We start from the raw sequence: 20,409 nt of genomic DNA, 5'->3' as shown, positions 1-20,409 counted from the left end.
GACAACAGATACTTTGCCTGTTATCAGGCCACAGACATCAAAGCCATTAAATCCAAGGAGTCTATGATGACCAAATATTTTGCTAAACGCCCTTTATCCCTAATAACCACAACTCTGTTACTTTCCGTAGTTTTTAGTTCTGCAGTGCAAGCAAAACGCGGACCTCACGGTGGAGACAGAGACCGTGGACGTTCTGCTGAACAGGTATTCGAACAACTTGATAGCAGTGCCGATGGGCTGCTGACGCTGGATGAATTCACCGCCAACCTGGAAGAAAAAGTAGAAAACCGATTCATCCGCAAAGACAGCGATGCAGACGGATTTCTTTCTCTGGAGGAAGCCACCAGCAATCGCCGTGGTGAAGCACCGGATCACTCAGATATCGCTACCGAAATCGTGGCCTGTGTGGCAGCTTTGGCAGAAGATGACGACAGCATCACAGTACCTGATGAAAGCGACTTTGTATCTCCAGAGGACCGCTTTAACGCCGCAGACAGCTCTGTAGACGGTTTTATCTCATTAGAAGAAGCGCAAGACAACGCCCTGACAAAAGCCACAGAAGCTTTCGATACGATGGACAGTGACAGTAGCTCTGACGTGAGTTTTGATGAATTTGAAGCTCATCAGGAAAGTCGCAAAGCCACACGCCAGGCGATTCGTTCCTGTATTGCTGAGCTAGAAGAAGACGCCGTCGTGTAGTGCCAGTTCGATTATGCCCAAATCACCTCAAGATACTGTTTCAGAGCTATCACAGCGCTTTCAGTACAAGGCGCATGTGAGAAGGAATGTCGGCTACCTTTCAAATACATGCAACACAGTAATGGAAGTGCTGTGTAGCTCCCGAAGGGCGTGGCTAAAAAACGTTTATACTGCATTAAAATGACTTGACGTGAGAGCAACCATGCCTACGTCATTTTTACTTGTCTAAACGCTTTTTATCTCACGCTGAAAGCTAGTATCTTGAGGTGATTTGGGTATATATATGGAGAGTGTTCCTGCACTCTCCTGCTTTTAAAGTCAGCTCCTTCCATTAAATCTTCTGATTATCCATCCACACTGCCAATATCCGGTTGCAATCAATGTGCTGCCCGACTATGTTGCTATGCAAAGCCTGACATAGATTGTTGCACTCCCCCTTGCTGGTCTGCTCAATCACAGCCTAAAAAAGACAAGCATAAATAATGAGCATCAGAAGCAAAACCTTACTTTTCCTGGCGATTACCACCTTACCCAACCTGTCTTACGCCAGCAGCATATATCTGGGCTACAACCAGTCAGAACAGATTGTCGGTGTAGCAGAAAACAGCTATCAACTTTCACCCGAAGGTGCTTCTTTAATGCTGAGTTACGATCTCAGCGAGCATTGGAGCATTAATCTTGATGTTGGTCAGTTGCAAGACTCGCGGCGACCCGATGCCCCCATCCGACTGGACTATGACGCCGACCTTTGGGGAGTGGGTGCCAGTTATTATCAGGAAGACTGGAGCGCCTATTATCAATACACTGCTTATGACGATAAGCAAATCACTCTGGATGGCGGGCCTGGTCCAAACTCCTTATTAACCAGTGATTCGGATAGTCATTCACTGGGCTTCAGTTATTATTGGCTCAGCACAGAATACTGGCAGTTCACCAGCTCATTTGGCCTGCACTACAGCGACTGGGAGCAACGACAAACAGATACCCCCGACGAACCTGACCGGCCGGTTATCCTCACCAGGACACCAGGCAATGCCACCATAGGTTCCATTTCCCTAAATCTCACAGGATTTAAAACGCTGAATGAAAATTACGAACTCAGCTATGGTACTTATGCCAGTTGGAATGAAGTGTTCGACTCTGCAACACAAAGCAGTGATACTGACAGAAGAGAGCCTCCTAGATTGAATCAACCAGACAGGAGTGATAATCGCAACAACCTGGTGGCTTCGGGTTCTCAGAGTTATGGTTTGATCAGTTTCTATATTGCTATCGGCTTTGCTGAAAACTGGGTTCTGGATCTGGATACCAGCCTGGATTTTGGCACTGATAACGATAGCCAAAACTGGTCGATAAACCTTGGGTACACTTTTTAAGGAAGACAGTCATGGAAAAATACCAACGCATACGCTGCCAGATAGACAATGACATAGCCATAGTTACATTAAACCGGCCAGACAAGCTCAATGCCATTGATTTCGCCATGTTTCAGGAGTTAGATCTCGTCGCCAAAAGACTGGCCAAAGACAAGCGGGTCAGAGTGGTCATCGTCAATGGTGAAGGTGATGATTTTTGCAGTGGCATTGATGTAAAAAGTGTTCTGGCAAACCCCAAAAATGCCTTGAAGCTGCTTTGGAAATGGTTGCCGGGTCAGGCTAATTTAGCACAGCGGGTGAGTGTTAACTGGCGACGCCTGTCAGTGCCAGTGATCATGGTGTTGCACGGCCGCTGTTGGGGAGGCGGTTTGCAAATTGCTCTGGGAGGTGATTTCAGAATTGCTCACCCCGATACCAGCCTCGCCATCATGGAAAACAAATGGGGTCTTATTCCGGATATGGGCGGAACACTTGCCTTAAGAGAAATCATGGCTGCTGACCATGCCATGGAATTAGCCATGACCGCAAAAGTGGTAGATGGCCAGTATGCGCTGGATCAGGGTTTAGTTACCCATGTCAGCGACCAACCAATGCAACAGGCTAAAGAGCTGGCACAAGAGTTAGTCAACCGCAACCCAGATACCATTGCCCATATTAAGCAGTTTTATCAACGGGCCTGGCACCACAACGACCGAAGAACTCTGGCGTCTGAAACATGGCGACAAATTCAAATCATTATGGGCAAAAATCAAAAGATTGCGGTTATCCGGGAAACTAAAGATCCCCACAAGGCATGGCGAACAAAATAACAAAAAAGGCGAGCACATTAGGCTCGCCTTTTTAATTATCTGTTTGCGAATTACATAATGCGTCTGAAGAAACTGCGCTTGGTATTTGACTTGCGATCTTTACGCATCGCGGCACGGATTTCCGAACGCGTTCCCGCTAGCCAGGAATCTCTGTCCACTTTAGCGGCTTCACCACGTCGTTTCTCTTCGGTTCTGCGGAAACTACAGAACTGACGATAGCAGCGCAGATCTAAAGACATATCCTGAATGACCAATTCGATCATGATGGCGTCATCTAAAAAGCCCAGTACCGGAATATCATCTGGTACCAAATCCTGCGGTTCGCTGAAGTAAATTAAAGACGTTAAAATATCTTTCTTTTCGTCTTCCGGCATTTGCCATTCTTCATCCTGCACAGCGGCAATAAGGTCCGCCAGTGAACTTACGCGAGACTTAACAAACTCTGGTTGGTTAGACTGCTCCATTTGACTGACCACTGCCTGTGCTTTTTCCAGCACCTCTTGCTCTGACAGGCCACTATTTTTATGGATAGCTTCCTGCATAAGCTGTTTAAAATGAGCTAAATCTGCGTCTGATAATTCCAGATTGATTTCAATTGTCACGCTGAATTCCTCTGTAACACTTTGTTGTAAATATTTTTATATGCCCCAACCATAGTTAGCCAGAGCCAAACTGTCAATCGTTAAAGCACTGGCTGACGGTTTTTTAACTGACATTTTTAAATGGGCGATCCAGGCGGCATTGTTGGCAAAGTAACGGGCTGCCAACTATCAGTATCTATTGCCTTTTCCAGTCGCGCCAATTCAAACGCCACATGCCGCTTCAGTACTTTATTAATGTCCTGACGGCCATTTAGCGCCTGCAACGACTTCTGAATATTGCGCAACGCCATAAAGTAATGCTCTTTTAAAGCCTGTGGTGTTTTACTGTCGTGCAACTTATTCAGGAAATTACTGTTGATTAGCGACAAACTTTGCACCTGGATTTCCGCTTTTATGCCGGTATAGAGTTTGTTGAACAAGCTACTGTGAATTTGCTCCAGCATCAGCTCTACTCTTGGTACCTTGCTGTCTACTGCGCCTTGCTGAGCCAACCTCATCAATCGTGCATCATCCAGTAGAATATTCAGTGTGTGCTGAACCGCTTTTTGCGCCAATGCAAAGCGATCAAACACTACGCCCATATCACCATCATTGCTTTCTCTGGTGCGGTAGCTACTGTGTACCTTTGGTAATATCAAGGCTGCACTGGCATCACTGATATTCAGAAAATCAGGGGACAGGGTTTTTAGCAGTGCATCTATGGCTTTCTCTTGTTGTTCGGCGGAAACGGCTTGGTTCAGGGGTTCGGCCTGGCCTTTCAAAGCATACTGATAGTGATAACCACCAATATATTTACCCGCAGCTATCGCCTGATAACGATGGAAATAATACAGCGGGATCAGGATCTCTTCTAAATCGGAATAAGCGCGATTGACTTTGAGTGACGCTTCTCCAAAATTCTTTAGTGCCTGTGACCTTAAGCGGATAACGCGATTCAATTCTTCTACCGCATTTTCGCCGTTGTCCCACAAACTACCCAGCGGGTGGGCATCACTGATATCCCTTGAGTCAGCATCAGAGATAAACCAATAGCCTTTCTGTCGATTTTCTTTCAGCATGGCTGCCCGCAAGGCATCTGCATTGCGAGAGCCAAAATCCGTATAGGCATAGGCGATGGCGTGTTTATCCCAAATCCCGAGGGAATTGGTATAGGCATTGTCAGCGTGTATTTCACCGGCCCTTAACTCAAATAGCGGATGCGGGTAGTCCATGACCGAAGCACGACCATAGGCACTGGCAGCAAAGTTATGCGCTAACCCCAGGGTATGGCCAACCTCGTGGGCAGATAATTGTTTGATGCGATTAATAGCCAGGGCTTGCAACTGACTATCTTCGGTGGCTTCTCCTGCAAAGGGCGATAACATAGCCTGAGCAATCAGGTAATCCTGACGTATGCGCAACGAGCCCAAAGAAACATGACCTTTAATAATCTCGCCGGTTCTTGGGTCTATGACGCTGGCACCGTAAGACCAGCCTCGCGTCGCACGATGCACCCACTGAATAATGTTGTAACGAATATCCATAGGGTCCGCATCTTCCGGTAACACCTTCACCTGATAGGCATTTTTGTAACCAATAGCCTCAAAAGCGGCGGCCCACCAGCGGGCACCATCCAATAAAGCACTTTTTACCGGCTCAGGCACACCAGCATCCAGGTAATAAACGATGGGCTTTACTGCCTCTGACATGGCACTACTGGGATCTTTTTTAGCTAAGCGATGACGTGGGATCCATTGCTGGGTCAAGGATTCATTGATGGGCTTGGCGTAATCCTGAAACGAATAGGCAAAATAACCACTTTGAGGATGATACTGCAGTGGCTGATAACCCGGCTCAGGCAGCTTTACAAAACTGTGGCGAATGCGCAAAGAAACATTTTTTGCATCGATAGCCACCTGCCTGACGAATTCACCCGGTTCTGAACCGGTAAAAGTCAAACGGGCTTCCAGTTCAGTATTGAGTGGAAAGGATTTATAACTCTTTGCATCAACACTGGAACGCGATAAGTCCAGATTAAAATTACCCTGTTTAGTTTGCTTCAGGCGATCCGCGACTTCGTGGGTGTCTCGCAGCAAAAAGTCAGAGGCATCCAGCAACCAAAAGGCCTCATCTTCATCCACCAGCGGAAACTGCCAGATAATCGCGTTAGCAAAAGAGTCCTGAATCGCTTTAACTTCCACAGGATTATCTGATGACGCGCGATATTCGGTGTTTTCCTGCACTAACAATACTTTGTTGCCCGAGGCATGCAGCGAAACCAAACGGGTATAACCCAATTGTCCCCTATCTAACCCAACATCATTGGAACCCAGCCCATGGGGTAGACTGGTTTGATAAATAAAATCGCCTGACTGCTTAGGGATTTTTAAATAGGTTTTATCTTTAGATTTGTCATACCAGACATCAATAAACCCCGTTTTAACTTGTTCATTATTTGCCAAAGTCGCCAGACTGACATCTTCGATACTTGCCTGCGCGAAGTTGCAGAACAAGGTCAGAAAAAAGCATAGATATAACTTAATCGCTACGGGAAAACCGCATTTAAAGTGCTTCATATTGTTATTCCATTTGGGTTACTTTTTTGGATAATAACGAGGTTTAAACGATTCTGAAAGTACTTTGCGTGTTTAAGGATTTGGTAACCAGATATGAAAATGTAAATCCGGTAAAGCGGCTTCCTCCACATAGACCTTGCCGTTTAATCGATTTTGCACAATGGTTTTCACTACGAATAAATCCAGGCCTCTGACTTCCTGCAAACTCAATGATTTGGCATAAAAAGGGGTAAAAAGGTCTTCCGCCCGTACTTCCTCTGACAAACCCTTGCCATTATCATTAACGACGATATTCAGCCCACCAGCGCCCTCATTGATTGCAATATAAACTTCAGTTGCAGCACCGTGATGCCAGGCATTGATCGTGAGTTTTTTAAGCACATCTATCAGAGGTTTTATCGGTAACAAACGCACCTTATCGGTTGTGTCATCTAACAGAATTGCCACCTTGTCCTGTATGTCTTGCGGTAAGGTTGCTTTCAGTGTTTTTAGCAATTCAGTTCCCTTAATGGGGGTACGGATCACCTGCTGCTCTTCCGGGTTCAGTTCCTTAAAGCGCTCCACCACATTAATGGACTTATCCAGACTGTTTTTGATCACCTGACCACTTTGTTGCACCACGTCCAGGAAATTTCGTAAGCGCGCAGCTGTGAGCTTTTGTGCTGACAAATCCTGTTCTACCTCATCGGTTTTCCCGGATACTACCGATTGAGCGGTATTGGCGGTTCCAAGTGGCGTATTGAGATAGTGAGCCACACCCGCCACTAAAGCTTCTAATTGATTTACTTCCCGTTTGTGGGCTGCGATTTCAAAGGCTTGTTGCTCTACCTGAGCAGTGACATCTATGCAGGCCCCTTCGTAAATAATGGCATCGGAATCCGTTACTCTGCGCACAGATATGCGTACCCAATGCTCAGTTCCATCGGTTGAGCGGATTTTAGTCTCTGCATCCGCGGCTCCCAAATGGCGTAAGCCCGATAACAATTTCAGGTAATCTTTCTGGCGACAATACACAGAGCGGCTCTGTACTTGCGCAGCCACAAGCTCCTGTTGTGACGGATAACCAAACAGTTTTAAGAACGCTTTGTTGGCTTCAATAAAATGGTCTTGTTCATTGACCTTGAACATGGGGATCGGCGCATACTCAAACAAAGCCCGATAGTGTTCCATATTCAATATGGCCAATGACTTAGCGCTATCGGCCTCTTTTCGGGCTACTTGTTCTCGCTCCTGAATATCCACAATGCGGGACGCCAGGCCGAAAGCTATCAAGGTGAAGTTTAAGGTCATACCCACATCGAAGCTGTGAAACAATATATCATTGTAAGCAAGCAGTCCCAGTGCGGTCATGGCTTTGGCGATTACCCCAACCATTAAACAAATCCAACCCAACACCAGGTAAATGGCGGTTTTAACGCCGCCACGCCAAGCCCTGATTGCCAGCACCATAGAATACAAGGCAAATGTGGCATTCAGTAAATGGGTGATTATCTGAAAGTGGTTGTAGAGTCCGACAATAGACAGCAATATCAAAATACCACACAGCACAGCATGGGCCTGGCTGATTTTATAATCCACCGGATAACGCTTTTCCAGCGATAAAAACACCGTTAAAAACAAGGCATAGGTCATGCCACCCAACTGCCCCCAAATCACACTTAACATGTCATTGAAGTGTGGCCAGATGGGTAACAAATAAAAACGGAAATAACCATGTATGGTTAAATTGAACAAAGTAAACGCTGTGGCAAAGGCGGCATAGTATAAATATCCGGCATGCTTAAGCCGGATCCCGCCAAACAAGTTAAGCAGGATCATAAACAAAGCACCACCGAACAGTCCTGACAGCAGAATATTCCGTATCGACTCGGTTTCATTAAAACGTTCTTTTCCCATCAGCAGCATAGGCACGGTGTAACTGCTTCCGGTTTTAACCCTAACGTAAACTCGATTATCGCCTGCCAGCAACTCAAGCGGCACCACCAACTTGCGATGCTGGATTTCGCGCTCAGCCGGTGGCAGGTGATCCCCAGAATATTTAACCAAAGGGGTGGTAACTTCGGGTTGTTGCAGGAAGACCTGAATGTCATCCAGAATGGCATAATCAAACAACAAATATGGGATTTCGCGGCTCTCAGACTGAACGCTAAACCGGAACCAGGCGGCTTTACCTGGTTTATAACCGAACGATGCGGAATTGCCCTGAATCACTTGCCAGTCAGAGGCGGAAGTTGCTTTCAGCTCAGTATAACTCATCGGCTCGTCCACAAACCGGTACTCTAAGTGTTTGCTTAGGTTGATACGGTATTGCTCGCCTGGTGGTAATTGCACTGGCGTTGCATGACTTTCGAAAACACTGAGAATACAGGCCAACATAATCCACAGGCTTAAGCCTGATAATGGCTGGACACTGGATGATGTCGCAGGATTTGGAGCGCAGTTAACGAGCCAGTTGAAGTACCGACGCCCAACAATCATAAGCAATGGATTTAATGTTGCATATTACTAAGGTTAAGAGATAAGCACCGATTGTCAATTTGGGCAGGTGGATTAACTTAGACCTTAATCCAGTAATTGTTCTGGCCGGTCCAGATAAGCCTGCATTGCCTGAAACTGCCGCCCTACGTGCAGACCATCAGCCACACCGTGGTGCACCTGAACAGCAAAAGGCATAAAGGTCCTGTCACCTCGAGACTCGTATTTTCCCCAATAATATCGAGGAATCGAGTCCACTGGACTCATGTGCATCGCATGACTAATTCCCTTAAATGCAACCCAGGGGATACAAGAAAGATAAATCACATCATCCACGCCAGCTTCGGTATGCAATATTTTGTCTTTGATGGATAACGCCACCTGCTGCCTGGTATCGTCACAAAAAGCCAATAAATCTGGTTGGTACCGGGTGCGACAATGATAGTAAAGCTCGTCATCACCCAGCACAGTAAACGCCGGGTCCACCGAAGTATGCAAACAGACTTTGCCATCGCGAATGCGATAGCGCATATTGTCGATTTCATTGGCGGTGCGAGAAATTAAATACAGCATGAAGGCGAAACTGGACAGAGAGTGAGCTTTGCAAAAATCCAGAGCCTGGCTGACATCTAACTCTCCGACAACATTAAAATGAGGCATATCTACGCCCTGAAACATCTCAAAATGTCGCTTTCTTGGCCAGTTGTCTAAATCAATCCAGTGCATATCAAACCTTATTATTTCTGGGACGTCGCTATCATAATGAATCCCTGCGACCAATGAAACTATGTAGCCTTTGCCCCTAAAACCATAATCCTGTTGATAATTTTGCTAACCGGGTGTCGCTATCGTTACTATACGCAGTATACGCTTCTGTTAAGAATATAAGAATAACAATGAAAACCTGCGCCAATTGCCAGACAACACTTTCTGACAAAGACAAATTTTGCTCAGAGTGTGGCCAAAATACTAAAAACCATCGTCAACCCTTTCCGCTGTTTATGAGGGAGTCACTGCACGAGTTATTGGATATTGATGGCAGGTTAATGCTCACCCTGAAAACCCTGTTATTTAAACCCGGTCTGGCGGCACAGGAGTATCAACAAGGTAAGCGCCAAAAGTATACTCCACCTTTAAGGCTCTACCTGGTATTCAGCCTGCTGTTCTTCTTGTTACTTTCGTCTTTCCAGCACTTATTTAGTGGCAGCGAAGCCAGACCGGAATCCACCACAGAACTGTATTCCCGCATCATGTTTGTGCTGCTACCCATTTATGCGCTGTATGTAAAACTGCTGTATCGCAACAGCTATTACATGGCTTGCCTGGTGTTCTCAATGCACCTGCATTCTGTCGCCTATCTGGTGCTACTGATCACAGGCGCGCTGGAATCATCAGAACAACAACATTTGATTTTTGTCATCTTGCAAGTTCTTCCGGCTGGCTATTTCGTCTGGTATGTTTTGCAGGCATTTAAAACCATGTTTCAGGAGTCCTGGTGGAGCACACTGCTGAAATCAGCGGCCATTTATTTTGTTTATATGAGTACCCTGGGATTGGTGTTTGATGTCGTGTTGCGCTGAGCATGCCCGGCAAGTTGTGGGAACTTGAAAATGCCGCGCTATCAGGGTTAATATGACAAGGTATTAAAATTAACCAGGGAAAAGTTAATGTACAGCGACTCAAAAGCAAACAAAGTAAATCAGGCAAGTACAGCAAATAGTATTGCTGGCATGACGCTGATCTGCGCTCTGTTGCTAAATGACCTGGTCTTCTTCGGCAACCTCGATCTATCCAACCTGCAGATTATTCTAATGGTTAGCCTATTTATATATAGCTTTATCAGTTACCTGAAAGTCACCAAATCTGAATTAGACGCAGCGCCTGCAGATGTTACTCACTCCTGAGCGACTTCTCAGCACTGATTATAAAAACAGGGAAACGCAATGCAGGTAGTTGATATAAAAGCTTTTGTACCCAGCAAGGACTATGAGCAGTCACAGGCATTTTATACTGACATTGGCTTTCAGTCGGAATACGTCAGCGATGACTTAACCCTTTTAACCAATGGCGAATGTCAGCTTTTTTTGCAGCGCTTTTACAATGCCGAATTGGCAGATAATTTTATGCTGCAAATATGCGTTTCCGATATCGAACAAGCCTATGCACTTTGCGACAACACCCCATATAAAACGCAAATATCTGAGATTTCTCAGGAATCATGGGGCAAGGTCTTTTTCCTTTGGGGACCGGTGGGCGAATTGTTACATATTACTGAGTTAAACAGCTAAATTCTGCGATACCATTAACTCCGTGAATTACTAACTATGGAATGGCAATGAAAAAGCTTGTCAGATATCTACTACTGTTTGCTTTATTGCTTGCAGCAATCGCTTTATACAGCTCTGGTCATCAAACCGGTTTATTTGTACTTATTATTCTGGGCTTTGCCCTGGAAGCGGCATTTTGGTTTAAGTTATTTCCCGGTAAGGACAAAAGTAAATAAGTAGTTCGATTATTCATTTCCTAAAATCTGATCCATCACCCAACTGGTATGAGCGGCCGTAATGCCGGTAGAAGGATGAGCAGTCCCCTTTAACAGCGCTTGTTGCATATTCTGTACGTGATCCAGTTGAATATTTTCAGGGTTGGCAATTCCGAATTCCCGACTTCCTTGAGCGTTATCAATCACAACAGGCTGTTCATCAAACACGGAAAACTGAATCTCACCTGCACTGCCATACAGAGTTACGTTGTCTTCGCGAGCCGCACTACCAAAATTCCAACTACCTGAGCCAGTTACACCACTTTCGTGCAACCAACAGGCCGTTACAGCGTCATACGCAGAATAAAGACCCTGTTGGTTTGTGGCGCTCCCCTGCACCTGTTTGTAGTTCCCCAACAAATAGGCAAACAAATCTAAACCATGGCTGGCCAGATCATCAAAATACCCACCGGGTGCAACCTGTTTGTCGGTTCGCCAATTATATTCTCCGCAAAGATCCAATTCGCTGGCCGCTTTATTCAGATGCCAGTTGATGTGACGCACCTGACCTATTTCACCATCATCAAGTAACGCTTTAACCTGATTAAAACGCGGTAAAGAACGCCGATAATAGGCCACAAACAAGGGGATGTTGGCTGATGCAAATGCGGTCACTATTTGCTGGCTGTCCTGCCAACAAGGGGCCAGAGGTTTTTCGATACAACAAATTTTTCCAGCAGCCGCCACTTGCAAGGCATAGTGCTTATGACTATCAGGAGGCGTAGCGATATAGACCGCATCAATATCACTGTCGTTAATTAACGCATCTGCGCTGGCGTAATATTTAGGTACGCCATGACGTAGCGCGTAATCCTTTGCCAAATCAGCGTTACGCCGCATCACAGCTAACAGATGAAACCCGTCTGTTTTTTGGTAAGCAGGGCCACTTTTGACTTCGGTTACGGCGCCGCAACCAATGATGCCCCAATTTATTGAACGGCTTTGTAACATAGATAGCCTTATTATCTTATTCAGGTTTGCGTCTGGGTTTACCTTTACCACCCCGACGATTGTGATTTTTTTGCTTCGCCTGCTGAAACTTTTCCCGCATTTTTGCCCGTTGCTCCTTGGGCAATTTCTGAAATTTATCAAAGGCACCGCGAATTTGTTGGCGCTGCTCTGGTGACAACTGTTTAAACTTTTGAAACTGCTCTTTGAGATGCTGTCGCTGTTCAGGCTTTAGCGCCTGCCAGGTGTCAAAACGCTGTTTGATTTGTTGTCGTTGTCGACTGTCCATTGCCAGCCAGCGATCCGCTCCCAGCATCAGTTTCTGACGCTGCTCCTGAGACAAGCTTCCCCAGTTTTGTTTAGCATTGTGCAACACCTGTTGTTGCTGCTTCGACAGCTCCTGCCATTCAACCGCCAGCAATGGGTGACAAAACAACAGGCAAAAAAGCACGATATATCGCTTCATGGCTTGTCCTCCGGTTTTGTCTCAGCTGTAGTTGCGGATTCAGGTTGTATTGGTTGTAGTTCTGTCTGCTGATCAAACAATGACATAAGTTCAAGCGCAGCACTGTCATTATTCATTGGCACAAGCTTGCCCTGCTCGTCCGTCAGCAGATCAACAGGGGCCACCAGTTCGCCTTCCAGCACTTCCATGTCCGCCAGAAATTCCAGAAATGCTAGTTCCGGTATCTCGGAAGACTTATTTTTATCCGCCATTGAAGGGGCCACCAGCAAGCTCATCATCATACTAAAGATGACCCTCTTGCTGTTGTTCTGCCAACCAGCTCGCAAACTCCAAATCCTCCAGCATGGCCAGTTCTTCGGAGGGCATATCTGTTGTCAGAAAATCACCGGGCAGAACAGGCACTGTCTCATTGAGGTTATAGCTTACTAGCACTGCCACGATGACCGCAACTGCTGCGGGTGCAACAAAGCGAAACTGATGTAACAGCACCTGATGGCGCAGGCGCTCCCATAATTGTTTTGGCACATTTGAGTTTTTTCGGTGACGGCTTTGCGCTTTGGCAGCATTCAAGGCGGCAACCCTGGCCTGAGCGATATCCGCCATTACATCTTCACTCAGGGCGGCATTGGCCTGCTCCAACGCATCCACCGCCTTTTGGCTGACTTGTTGTTCAGATGACGATGTCATGTTGCTCCTCCAGTACAGCTTTTAACTTCTGTACAGCTCTGAAAAAATGTGTTTTTACACTCCCCTGAGAACACCCCATAATGTCAGCGGTCTCAGCTACCGAAAGTCCTTCCCAACTGCGCAATAAAAAACATTGCTGTTGCTTCAAAGGTAACTTTTTTAACTCTCCCAGCATATTCTGTTGCTGAATAACTTTTTGCAACGTCCCATCAGGCTCGATTGCATTCTCATCTGGAATCTGATCACATAGCTCTTCATTGTCATCATCATCCGATTTAGAGCGCCAGAAAAACAACCTGTTGCGGATTTGTTGATGCCTGTGCCAGTCCGTAATGCGGTTGTTTAAAATCCGATAAAACAGAGGTTTCCATTCATTTTCGGGACGCTCGGCATAGTTTGTCACCAGTTTCATCATGGCATCCTGAAGTATATCTATGGCATCAGCATGCTGCCCCACCGCAAGTAACGCCATCCGGTAGGCTCTTTTTTCGATGTAGACAAGAAAGCTATCTATCGAAGTAAATTCTTGCTGCTCGCTTGTTTTTTGGTGATCCAGCATCGTGGCGGCTGATGTCATGCGTATAAATCAGTGCGCAATTTAACCAGCCTTGCTGACTAACTGCATCCTGTTGAACTCCTTTTATCATTACCTCTGTTGTCATAAACGACTCAATCCTGATCCGGTTGACAAGAATTTAAAAAATATTGAAAAAACGGAATAAACTAATCATCACAAGCGTTTACTGGGGTTACACTCACCAATCCTGTTGCCTGATAACAATCTTCCAGCAACATTTTTTGGCCTGTTGTTATGACAAAACTATATAATAGCACCCTATAACAGTGTGTTTTCACTGTTTTCCCCCGTAGGTAAAAAAACCTACAACCATGCTGATTACTAACAATAGAGAATCCGCCATTACAACGGACTGTTGACTTGTCAAATACAGAAATAACCCCGCCTGGCACAGACAAACTCAATTTTTATACAATAAATGTCATAAATACTTTGACATTCGGGGCTAATCCAGGCAGAATTCGCACCCTCGAATTTACAGTTGAATCGTTTTGGGAGTGTTATCTTGGCTAACATCAAGTCTGCTAAGAAACGTGCAATTACGGCAGAAAAGAGCCGCCAGCACAATGCAAGCCGTCGTTCTATGATGCGTACTTATATAAAAAGAGTACGTGCTGCTATTGAAGCAGGTCAAAAGAGCGACGCTCAAGAAGCATTTGTTGCTGCAGCCCCTATTCTGGACCGTATGGCAACTAAAGGTTTGATCCACAAGAACCAAGCAGCTCGTACTAAGAGCCGTCTTTCTGCACAGATCAAAGCTTTAGCATAAGCACATAAGTTTCACAAAAAAGGCGTCGCAAGACGCTTTTTTTGTATCTGTAACTTCCCCTCCTCCGCTTTGTTTTGTCAAGACATCCTGATTGCAATCGGTTAACATATTGCTATCAAATGCGATTGATAAAAAACAAAAACATATGCTTAAAAAACTGATAGTTAGTGCAATATTCTTGTCTGCAGCTTCTTGCTGGGCAGACACTAAATCCGACATTGAAACCTTAAAAACAGCCTCTTCAGAAAGCCAACTGGCCTATGACATTGTGGCCTCACTGACCCGTGAAGTAGGCCCGCGTATCGCAGGCAGCGAGGGCGATAAAAAAGCCGTGATCTGGGCCGAACAAAAACTGCAAAGTCTCGGCTTTGACAAAGTTTATAAGCAACCGGTACGGGTGCGTAACTGGTCCAGAGGCCTGGCCGATGCCAATATTTTACAACCCTTTGAGCAAAAATTGGTGGTTACTGCGCTGGGTGGCTCCGTGGCCACGCCAAAAGGCGGCATAAAAGCCAATGTCATCATGGTAGATTCCCTGGAAGATCTAAAAACCCGCTCGGTGGAAGAAATTAAAGGCAATATCGTTTTCATCAACAAGCGAATGGAAAGAGACAGAGCCGGTAAAGGCTATGGTCCGGTAGTGATCGGCCGCTCCCGAGGCGCTATTGAAGCTGCAATGTTGGAAGCGAAAGCGGTAATCATTCGTTCTGTGGGTACAGACCAGAGCCGCTTTGCTCACACAGGTGCTATGCAATACAGCCCCGATGTTGAGAAAATCCCGGCAGGAGCTTTGTCTAACGCCGATGCAGACACTCTGGAATATATGTTCAGCCAGGATGCTCCAGTGAAAATGCACCTGAACGTTCAGGCTAAAGAACACGGCTGGCAAACCTCCTACAATGTTATCGGTGAAATCACGGGTACTGAAAAGCCTGATGAAATTGTTTTAATTGGCGCGCATCTGGATTCCTGGGATGAAGGCACAGGAGCACTGGACGATGGCGCAGGTGTCGGCATTGTGACTGCCGCAGCAGCGTTAATCAAAGAAGCCACAGGCGCTGCCAAACGCACCATCAGAGTTGTGCTTTACGCCAACGAAGAGTTTGGCCTTATCGGTGCAAAAGAGTATGCCAAAGCAAACGAACAGGAACTTGGGCAGATCATTGTTGCGGCTGAGTCGGATTTTGGCGCGGGCCAAATCTATCAGTTAGATACCCGTTTTGCTCCAGCGGCCTTGCCATTTGTGCAGGAGTTAATGCAGCACCTTGCGCCGCTGGGAATTGCAGAAGGTAGCAATACCGCAACGGGTGGCCCGGACATTTCCATGTTGCCAGCAAAAGGGGTTCCTGTGGTCTCCCTGCGTCAGGACGGTACTCATTATTTTGATTATCACCACACGCCGAATGACACCCTGGACAAAATCGCACCTGAAGATATTCAGCAGAACCAGACGGCTTATGCGCTGTTTACCTACCTGATGGCCAACAGTGACGTGGATCCCCGTCCTGCCCCGGCGCTCATCAAATAAAACCCCATCCTTTAGAGAGAGCTTTTTAGCTCTCTCTGCTTGGGTAAAGAATAAATCCAGCCACTACAAAAGGCATAAAATCCCATCGCCATTTCCCACAAAGTTGTTGTATCCTAATATTAAAAGTTAAGCCTTTACCTAATCTTAGCCCCGGCGTTTTTCAGATGGATAAGAAAAAAGACACAAATAATCAAGCCAGCAAAGGCTTTAGCATAGATGCAAAGCAGGTTAAATTAATTGCTGCAGGTGCCTTACTGTTTTTACTGATTATTTTCCCCAAACCGCAACGCATAACCTACGAGTATGCCAATATGGTGTCCGTGGGCACATATTGGGACGGCTTATTCGGACCGGGTGTGCTGTTTGATTCCAATGCCAAATTTGTGCGTCTGGATGAAGATACAGAGCACCTGCATGTTTGTTACGCCAAGGAAAACGACAACTGTCTGCGCTACAAGGTGATTAAAAATACCGGATTCGGCGGCTATATTTCTTCCTGGTTTGAGGAAGACTAAGCCTGAAAACTGCTTTTTTTAAGAGAGGGTTCGGTCAGTTTATTGGCAATCAGCATAAATCACCAGTACCAGGCTGTAATCTTCAATGAAATGTCACAAAACCGGCTATTCTGTCACGCTATGTTCACCGCAATTTAACTGAACTGTCACCCCTGTTTTTTACCATTAGCTCAGCAACTACCGATTAGCGCTGAAGGGGAAGCATTGAGATGGTTAATAAACAGCAGTTTCGCACGGTGTGGATTTCAGACATCCACCTTGGATACAAAGATTGTAAAGCCGACTATCTGTTGGACTTCCTAAAACACAGTAAAATTGAAACCCTGTACCTTGTAGGCGATATCGTTGACATGTGGGCTATGAGCAAACGCTTCTTATGGCCTCAGGCTCATAATGAGCTATTCCACTATTTATTAAACTTGTCGCGCTCGGGCACAAAAGTGATTTACCTGCCTGGCAACCACGATGAACCTTGTCAGAAGTATGATGGTATGTGTTTCGGCGAGGTGGAGATTCACCGCGAATACATTCACACCACCGCTGACGGTAAAAAGCTGTTATTACTGCATGGCGATATTTTTGACAGCGAAGTTTGTTTTGGTCCGGTTACGGCCTGGATTGGTGACAAAGGCTATGAATTCTTACTCTTCCTGAACCGTTGGTATAACAAGGCCAGAGCCTGGATGGGCTTTCCCTACTGGTCACTGGCAGGTTATATCAAATCCAAAATTTCTGGCGCCAATGAAGCCATCGAGCGTTACCGGGTGGCCAGTACCAATAAAGCCAAAGAGCTGGGATTGGATGGCGTGGTCTGTGGCCACATCCATCACCCTGAGGTGGTAGAGATGGATGGCGTCACCTACTACAACGATGGCGACTGGATAGAGAATTGTTCTGCTCTCACAGAAAACAAACAAGGCGATATCGAACTGATCACCTGGACTGAGAAATCCGGACAAGAGGCCACGGTACACGCCCTGTCAGATTTGCAGAAAAATCGGGAAGGCCAAAAGGCTGCCTAAGCTGAAAACCCGGTTAAGCCACTTTGGGCTCTGAATACCCAAAGTGGCATTGCCGTTGCGCCGCCTTACCCCCCCCGAAAAAACCGTCGCCAACAGCTTGTAACAAAACCGCCATCATCGCTTCGCATTTTATTCATGAAAGCTTCATACAATCACTGCTATTAGTTTCTGACGTTAAAGCCAAGAGGCCTGCTCAATCACATGTTTTCAGTTAATGATATTCTCAACAAACACGCGCCTAAACTACTCCAGAAGCCATTGCTATTTAAGCCTGTCAGTTTCCTGCTAAGGCGAATTATGCATGAAAAAGAGTTTGTGGAGTTTGCTGAAAATTACCCGCATCTGCAAGGCATTGAGTTTATCGAGCAAGCGCTGGAACATTTCAATTTTACCTATTCCACACGCGACTCAGAAAAAGAGCGCATTCCCCGCTCCGGTCCATTAGTAATTATCGCTAACCACCCTATTGGCTCATTAGATGGTCTTGCTTTGATTAGACTGGTCAGTGAGATCCGTCCCGATGTTAAAGCAGTGGCCAATGAGATGCTGATGGCGGTTAAACCTCTACAGGAGCTGTTGTTTCCGGTCAATGTCATGGGCGGCAGTACTGCGAAACAAAACATTGCCAGAATCCAGGAGCACCTGAAAAACCAGGGAGCAATTATTGTATTTCCCGCCGGTGAGGTGTCTCGTCTGCGCCCGCAAGGAATACGTGATACCAAGTGGAATACTGGATTTGTGCGCATGGCTAAAACTGCCAAAGCCCCGGTACTGCCGATATTTTTGGAAGGCAAAAACTCCTGGTTGTTTTATGCCACCTCTATGATTTACAAGCCGTTGGCCACCTTCCTGTTAGTGGACGAAATGTTCAAACAACGCAACAAGCACCTGCCAATGCGCATCGGTCAATTGATCCCCCACGAGTCTTTTAGCGAAGCGCGGCTGAACAATCGCATTCTGACCAAGTTATTCAAGCGACACCTGTATCGCTTAGTTACCAATAAATCAGAAATATTCGCTACCCAAAAGGCCATCGCCGCACCGGAAGATCGCCAGGTTTTAAGCAAAGCCATCAAAAAAGAGTGTGAGTTACTCGGTACCACAGCAGATCAAAAAGAAATATATCTGTACCGTTACAACGGCAGTTCGCCAATATTGCGAGAAGTTGGCCGCTTGCGAGAAATCGCATTTCGCGCTGTAGGTGAAGGCAGTAACAAACGACGCGATACTGACCACTATGACAATGATTATTTCCACCTGATATTATGGGACAGAGATGAACTGGAAATTGTCGGAGCCTATCGCTTTGGTGATGCCCAAAAACTAAAACAAGAAAAAGGACTAAAAGGCCTGTATTCGGCCAGCTTGTTTCAATACAACCAGGAAATGGATCCTTACTTTCGCCAAGGTCTGGAATTAGGCCGCAGCTTTGTGCAACCTAAGTACTGGGGTAAGCGCTCTCTGGATTACCTCTGGTATGGTATTGGTGCCTTTTTAACTCGTTACCCCCAGTACCGTTACTTGTTTGGCCCGGTCAGCTTGAGTAATAGCTTCCCACAAGCCGCGAAAGATTTAATGGTGGAATTTTATCAACTGCATTTCGGCACTGAAGTAGAAATTGCTCGTTCCAATTACCCCTACCGCCTGCCCAAAGATTTGCAAGGCAGTTTTACCGGCACCGACTACAAATCCGACTTCGTTACGCTGAAACACCTGTTGGCCAATATGGGAGTGGCTATTCCTACCCTGTATAAACAATACTCAGAACTTTGTGAACCGGGCGGTGTGCAATTTTTAGGTTTTGGGGTAGATCCAGACTTCAATGATTGTGTAGATGGTTTAATTTTAGTGGACCTGATGAAGCTCAAAGCGAAAAAACGGGCCCGCTATTTACCCGAAACCATCATAACCGAGGCCGAAACTGAAGAAGCAGACAATCTGCTTGACTCAAATAACGAAGCAGACAGTCAGCTTGACTCAGATAACGTGGTACGCCTCAGTAATTTCTGAGCCATTGTTAATCGGGCAAGGCTGATTGCTTGTAGTTCTGTAACCATCTTTTTTTGGCCCTGGCCAATGAATCGGCCAGCATGGGCACAAGAGACGCGTGTTTTTTGTGAACATAATGCCAGGCGTCAAACGTTATCAGGCTAATACTGGCCAGGTTTTCCGGGTCGGAGATTTCATCCAGATTGCCATACCCTCTGACGGCAACAGTAAGTACGTAGTCTAACCGGGTACCAGTGTTCAGCATATCTTGCATATCTGGCGAGGAAAGTTGTAATGCCTGCGCAGAATGTTGCCTAAGGAACTCTATCGCTGTCAAACTGCCTGCACGCACACCCATTAACGTTTTTCTGTCGTTCAAGACACTGCGATTACATGGCACAGTCTTACGACAAAACAGAGTTAACTCGCCTTTAGAAATCAGCAATGGCACTCTGACTAAATTCTTATTATTGGACTCAACAACTCTGGAACGCACCAGCTCCCCATCCAACAGCCCACTGTCACTCAACAACAGCGAACGGTCTGCTGGCAAACGCTCATAGCGAACCTGATAGCCCAGCTCCAGCCATGCACTGGAAATCACCTGTTCATAGGGCAGGACATAATCAACACCTTCGACTAAGCCAATAACAACAACCTTGTCCTGCTTATCAGCGCTGGCCATCGCTTTCACTGATACACAAAACAGAATCAGGCAACACATGCAGCTACGAAGCATTTCTGACAATCCCATTCCAATGCTGAAATCCAGTTTAGTCTAGTCTAGCCACAATATGACAAATGTCACCTAAAAGTCATGACAAGCCCCTCTGTGTCGGCAGTACAAAGT

General features: G+C 46.1%; 22 protein-coding genes. 12 read left to right on the top strand and 10 right to left on the bottom strand.

From position 1 onward, the window contains the following. Window positions 1–63 precede the first annotated feature (63 nt). The 3 genes from ACXAD8_RS22105 (at window position 64) to ACXAD8_RS22095 (ending at window position 2,884) form a co-directional block, all read left to right on the top strand. Window positions 64–699, top strand: a complete 636-nt coding sequence (locus ACXAD8_RS22105; RefSeq protein WP_475232524.1) for an EF-hand domain-containing protein — start codon at window positions 64–66, stop codon at window positions 697–699. A 482-nt stretch (window positions 700–1,181) separates the two neighbouring features. Then, on the top strand, window positions 1,182–2,075 hold the full coding sequence (locus ACXAD8_RS22100) for a hypothetical protein (RefSeq protein ID WP_475232522.1): 894 nt from the start codon (window positions 1,182–1,184) through the stop codon (window positions 2,073–2,075). Window positions 2,076–2,086: 11 nt separating this feature from the next. Next, window positions 2,087–2,884: a crotonase/enoyl-CoA hydratase family protein gene (locus ACXAD8_RS22095; RefSeq protein ID WP_475232521.1), complete on the top strand. Its 798-nt coding sequence runs from the start codon at window positions 2,087–2,089 to the stop codon at window positions 2,882–2,884. A gap of 50 nt (window positions 2,885–2,934) precedes the next feature. Here ACXAD8_RS22095 and ACXAD8_RS22090 read toward each other — a convergent pair whose 3' ends face one another. The 4 genes from ACXAD8_RS22090 to ACXAD8_RS22075 all read right to left on the bottom strand — a co-directional run bounded on the left by ACXAD8_RS22090 (window position 2,935) and on the right by ACXAD8_RS22075 (window position 9,242). Continuing rightward, on the bottom strand, window positions 2,935–3,486 hold the full coding sequence (locus tag ACXAD8_RS22090) for a YkvA family protein (RefSeq protein WP_475232519.1): 552 nt from the start codon (window positions 3,484–3,486) through the stop codon (window positions 2,935–2,937). Between the two features lie 116 nt (window positions 3,487–3,602). Further along, on the bottom strand, window positions 3,603–6,041 hold the full coding sequence (locus ACXAD8_RS22085; RefSeq protein WP_475232517.1) for a zinc-dependent metalloprotease: 2,439 nt from the start codon (window positions 6,039–6,041) through the stop codon (window positions 3,603–3,605). A gap of 72 nt (window positions 6,042–6,113) precedes the next feature. Further along, complete coding sequence (locus tag ACXAD8_RS22080) at window positions 6,114–8,417, bottom strand: 7TM diverse intracellular signaling domain-containing protein (RefSeq protein ID WP_475232515.1); 2,304 nt, start codon at window positions 8,415–8,417, stop codon at window positions 6,114–6,116. A gap of 186 nt (window positions 8,418–8,603) precedes the next feature. Then, window positions 8,604–9,242, bottom strand: coding sequence for a CatA-like O-acetyltransferase (locus ACXAD8_RS22075; RefSeq protein ID WP_475232513.1), 639 nt, complete (start codon window positions 9,240–9,242; stop codon window positions 8,604–8,606). A 170-nt stretch (window positions 9,243–9,412) separates the two neighbouring features. Between ACXAD8_RS22075 and ACXAD8_RS22070 the strand changes: the two genes are divergently transcribed. The 4 genes from ACXAD8_RS22070 to ACXAD8_RS22055 all read left to right on the top strand — a co-directional run bounded on the left by ACXAD8_RS22070 (window position 9,413) and on the right by ACXAD8_RS22055 (window position 11,019). Further along, window positions 9,413–10,096 carry a DUF3667 domain-containing protein gene (locus ACXAD8_RS22070; RefSeq protein WP_475232511.1) on the top strand — a complete coding sequence of 228 codons (684 nt, stop codon included), beginning with the start codon at window positions 9,413–9,415 and terminating at the stop codon, window positions 10,094–10,096. An 87-nt stretch (window positions 10,097–10,183) separates the two neighbouring features. Continuing rightward, window positions 10,184–10,420 carry a hypothetical protein gene (locus ACXAD8_RS22065; RefSeq protein ID WP_475232509.1) on the top strand — a complete coding sequence of 79 codons (237 nt, stop codon included), beginning with the start codon at window positions 10,184–10,186 and terminating at the stop codon, window positions 10,418–10,420. Between the two features lie 39 nt (window positions 10,421–10,459). Then, window positions 10,460–10,804, top strand: a complete 345-nt coding sequence (locus tag ACXAD8_RS22060) for a VOC family protein (protein WP_475232507.1) — start codon at window positions 10,460–10,462, stop codon at window positions 10,802–10,804. A 47-nt stretch (window positions 10,805–10,851) separates the two neighbouring features. Further along, window positions 10,852–11,019: a hypothetical protein gene (locus tag ACXAD8_RS22055; RefSeq protein ID WP_475232505.1), complete on the top strand. Its 168-nt coding sequence runs from the start codon at window positions 10,852–10,854 to the stop codon at window positions 11,017–11,019. A gap of 9 nt (window positions 11,020–11,028) precedes the next feature. Here the strand turns inward: ACXAD8_RS22055 and ACXAD8_RS22050 are convergent, their stop codons facing one another. The 5 genes from ACXAD8_RS22050 to ACXAD8_RS22030 are packed head-to-tail and all read right to left on the bottom strand — an operon-like array spanning window position 11,029 to window position 13,736. Next, window positions 11,029–12,009, bottom strand: a complete 981-nt coding sequence (locus tag ACXAD8_RS22050; protein WP_475232503.1) for a Gfo/Idh/MocA family protein — start codon at window positions 12,007–12,009, stop codon at window positions 11,029–11,031. Between the two features lie 16 nt (window positions 12,010–12,025). Beyond that, the gene (locus ACXAD8_RS22045) at window positions 12,026–12,472 is read right to left on the bottom strand and encodes a DUF3106 domain-containing protein (RefSeq protein WP_475232501.1); all 447 of its coding nucleotides are present in this window, start codon (window positions 12,470–12,472) and stop codon (window positions 12,026–12,028) included. After that, window positions 12,469–12,753 (bottom strand): hypothetical protein, encoded by a 285-nt coding sequence (locus ACXAD8_RS22040; protein WP_475232499.1) that lies wholly within the window; start codon window positions 12,751–12,753, stop codon window positions 12,469–12,471. The genes ACXAD8_RS22045 and ACXAD8_RS22040 overlap by 4 nt, the downstream gene beginning before the upstream one ends. A gap of 1 nt (window position 12,754) precedes the next feature. After that, window positions 12,755–13,159: a hypothetical protein gene (locus ACXAD8_RS22035; protein ID WP_475232497.1), complete on the bottom strand. Its 405-nt coding sequence runs from the start codon at window positions 13,157–13,159 to the stop codon at window positions 12,755–12,757. After that, on the bottom strand, window positions 13,143–13,736 hold the full coding sequence (locus tag ACXAD8_RS22030; RefSeq protein ID WP_475232495.1) for an RNA polymerase sigma factor: 594 nt from the start codon (window positions 13,734–13,736) through the stop codon (window positions 13,143–13,145). Before ACXAD8_RS22030 ends, ACXAD8_RS22035 begins: the two co-directional genes overlap by 17 nt. 505 nt (window positions 13,737–14,241) lie before the next feature. Here ACXAD8_RS22030 and rpsT point away from each other — a divergent pair. From rpsT to olsF, 5 genes are all read left to right on the top strand, one after another. Continuing rightward, a complete protein-coding gene (gene rpsT, locus ACXAD8_RS22025; protein WP_475232493.1) occupies window positions 14,242–14,505 on the top strand; it encodes a 30S ribosomal protein S20 in 264 nt (87 codons plus the stop codon). 145 nt (window positions 14,506–14,650) lie between these two features. Next, window positions 14,651–16,033 carry a M20/M25/M40 family metallo-hydrolase gene (locus ACXAD8_RS22020; RefSeq protein ID WP_475232491.1) on the top strand — a complete coding sequence of 461 codons (1,383 nt, stop codon included), beginning with the start codon at window positions 14,651–14,653 and terminating at the stop codon, window positions 16,031–16,033. 164 nt (window positions 16,034–16,197) lie between these two features. Then, a complete protein-coding gene (locus ACXAD8_RS22015; RefSeq protein ID WP_475232489.1) occupies window positions 16,198–16,548 on the top strand; it encodes a hypothetical protein in 351 nt (116 codons plus the stop codon). 209 nt (window positions 16,549–16,757) lie between these two features. Continuing rightward, the gene (locus ACXAD8_RS22010; RefSeq protein ID WP_475232487.1) at window positions 16,758–17,570 is read left to right on the top strand and encodes a UDP-2,3-diacylglucosamine diphosphatase; all 813 of its coding nucleotides are present in this window, start codon (window positions 16,758–16,760) and stop codon (window positions 17,568–17,570) included. Between the two features lie 201 nt (window positions 17,571–17,771). Further along, window positions 17,772–19,580, top strand: a complete 1,809-nt coding sequence (gene olsF, locus ACXAD8_RS22005) for a bifunctional ornithine lipid synthase OlsF (protein ID WP_475232485.1) — start codon at window positions 17,772–17,774, stop codon at window positions 19,578–19,580. A gap of 7 nt (window positions 19,581–19,587) precedes the next feature. On the opposite strand, the gene ACXAD8_RS22000 is transcribed toward olsF, so the two are convergent. Continuing rightward, window positions 19,588–20,307 (bottom strand): hypothetical protein, encoded by a 720-nt coding sequence (locus tag ACXAD8_RS22000; RefSeq protein WP_475232483.1) that lies wholly within the window; start codon window positions 20,305–20,307, stop codon window positions 19,588–19,590. Window positions 20,308–20,409 lie beyond the last annotated feature (102 nt).

The sequence above is a fragment of the Planctobacterium sp. AWH2_060 genome (assembly GCF_056158425.1).
The sequence above is the reverse complement of the archived record's forward strand: the minus strand, read 5'-3'. Positions and strand labels throughout refer to the sequence as shown.

What these genes read in the sequence shown, in the direction of transcription:
- ACXAD8_RS22105 (WP_475232524.1), top strand. Translation starts at nt 64, where the DNA reads ATGATGACCAAATATTTTGCTAAACGCCCTTTATCCCTAATAACCACA.
- ACXAD8_RS22100 (WP_475232522.1), top strand. Translation starts at nt 1,182, where the DNA reads ATGAGCATCAGAAGCAAAACCTTACTTTTCCTGGCGATTACCACCTTA.
- ACXAD8_RS22095 (WP_475232521.1), top strand. Translation starts at nt 2,087, where the DNA reads ATGGAAAAATACCAACGCATACGCTGCCAGATAGACAATGACATAGCC.
- ACXAD8_RS22085 (WP_475232517.1), bottom strand. Translation starts at nt 6,041, where the DNA reads ATGAAGCACTTTAAATGCGGTTTTCCCGTAGCGATTAAGTTATATCTA.
- ACXAD8_RS22080 (WP_475232515.1), bottom strand. Translation starts at nt 8,417, where the DNA reads ATGTTGGCCTGTATTCTCAGTGTTTTCGAAAGTCATGCAACGCCAGTG.
- ACXAD8_RS22075 (WP_475232513.1), bottom strand. Translation starts at nt 9,242, where the DNA reads ATGCACTGGATTGATTTAGACAACTGGCCAAGAAAGCGACATTTTGAG.
- ACXAD8_RS22070 (WP_475232511.1), top strand. Translation starts at nt 9,413, where the DNA reads ATGAAAACCTGCGCCAATTGCCAGACAACACTTTCTGACAAAGACAAA.
- ACXAD8_RS22065 (WP_475232509.1), top strand. Translation starts at nt 10,184, where the DNA reads ATGTACAGCGACTCAAAAGCAAACAAAGTAAATCAGGCAAGTACAGCA.
- ACXAD8_RS22060 (WP_475232507.1), top strand. Translation starts at nt 10,460, where the DNA reads ATGCAGGTAGTTGATATAAAAGCTTTTGTACCCAGCAAGGACTATGAG.
- ACXAD8_RS22055 (WP_475232505.1), top strand. Translation starts at nt 10,852, where the DNA reads ATGAAAAAGCTTGTCAGATATCTACTACTGTTTGCTTTATTGCTTGCA.
- ACXAD8_RS22050 (WP_475232503.1), bottom strand. Translation starts at nt 12,009, where the DNA reads ATGTTACAAAGCCGTTCAATAAATTGGGGCATCATTGGTTGCGGCGCC.
- ACXAD8_RS22045 (WP_475232501.1), bottom strand. Translation starts at nt 12,472, where the DNA reads ATGAAGCGATATATCGTGCTTTTTTGCCTGTTGTTTTGTCACCCATTG.
- ACXAD8_RS22040 (WP_475232499.1), bottom strand. Translation starts at nt 12,753, where the DNA reads ATGATGATGAGCTTGCTGGTGGCCCCTTCAATGGCGGATAAAAATAAG.
- ACXAD8_RS22035 (WP_475232497.1), bottom strand. Translation starts at nt 13,159, where the DNA reads ATGACATCGTCATCTGAACAACAAGTCAGCCAAAAGGCGGTGGATGCG.
- ACXAD8_RS22030 (WP_475232495.1), bottom strand. Translation starts at nt 13,736, where the DNA reads ATGACATCAGCCGCCACGATGCTGGATCACCAAAAAACAAGCGAGCAG.
- ACXAD8_RS22020 (WP_475232491.1), top strand. Translation starts at nt 14,651, where the DNA reads ATGCTTAAAAAACTGATAGTTAGTGCAATATTCTTGTCTGCAGCTTCT.
- ACXAD8_RS22015 (WP_475232489.1), top strand. Translation starts at nt 16,198, where the DNA reads ATGGATAAGAAAAAAGACACAAATAATCAAGCCAGCAAAGGCTTTAGC.
- ACXAD8_RS22010 (WP_475232487.1), top strand. Translation starts at nt 16,758, where the DNA reads ATGGTTAATAAACAGCAGTTTCGCACGGTGTGGATTTCAGACATCCAC.
- olsF (WP_475232485.1), top strand. Translation starts at nt 17,772, where the DNA reads ATGTTTTCAGTTAATGATATTCTCAACAAACACGCGCCTAAACTACTC.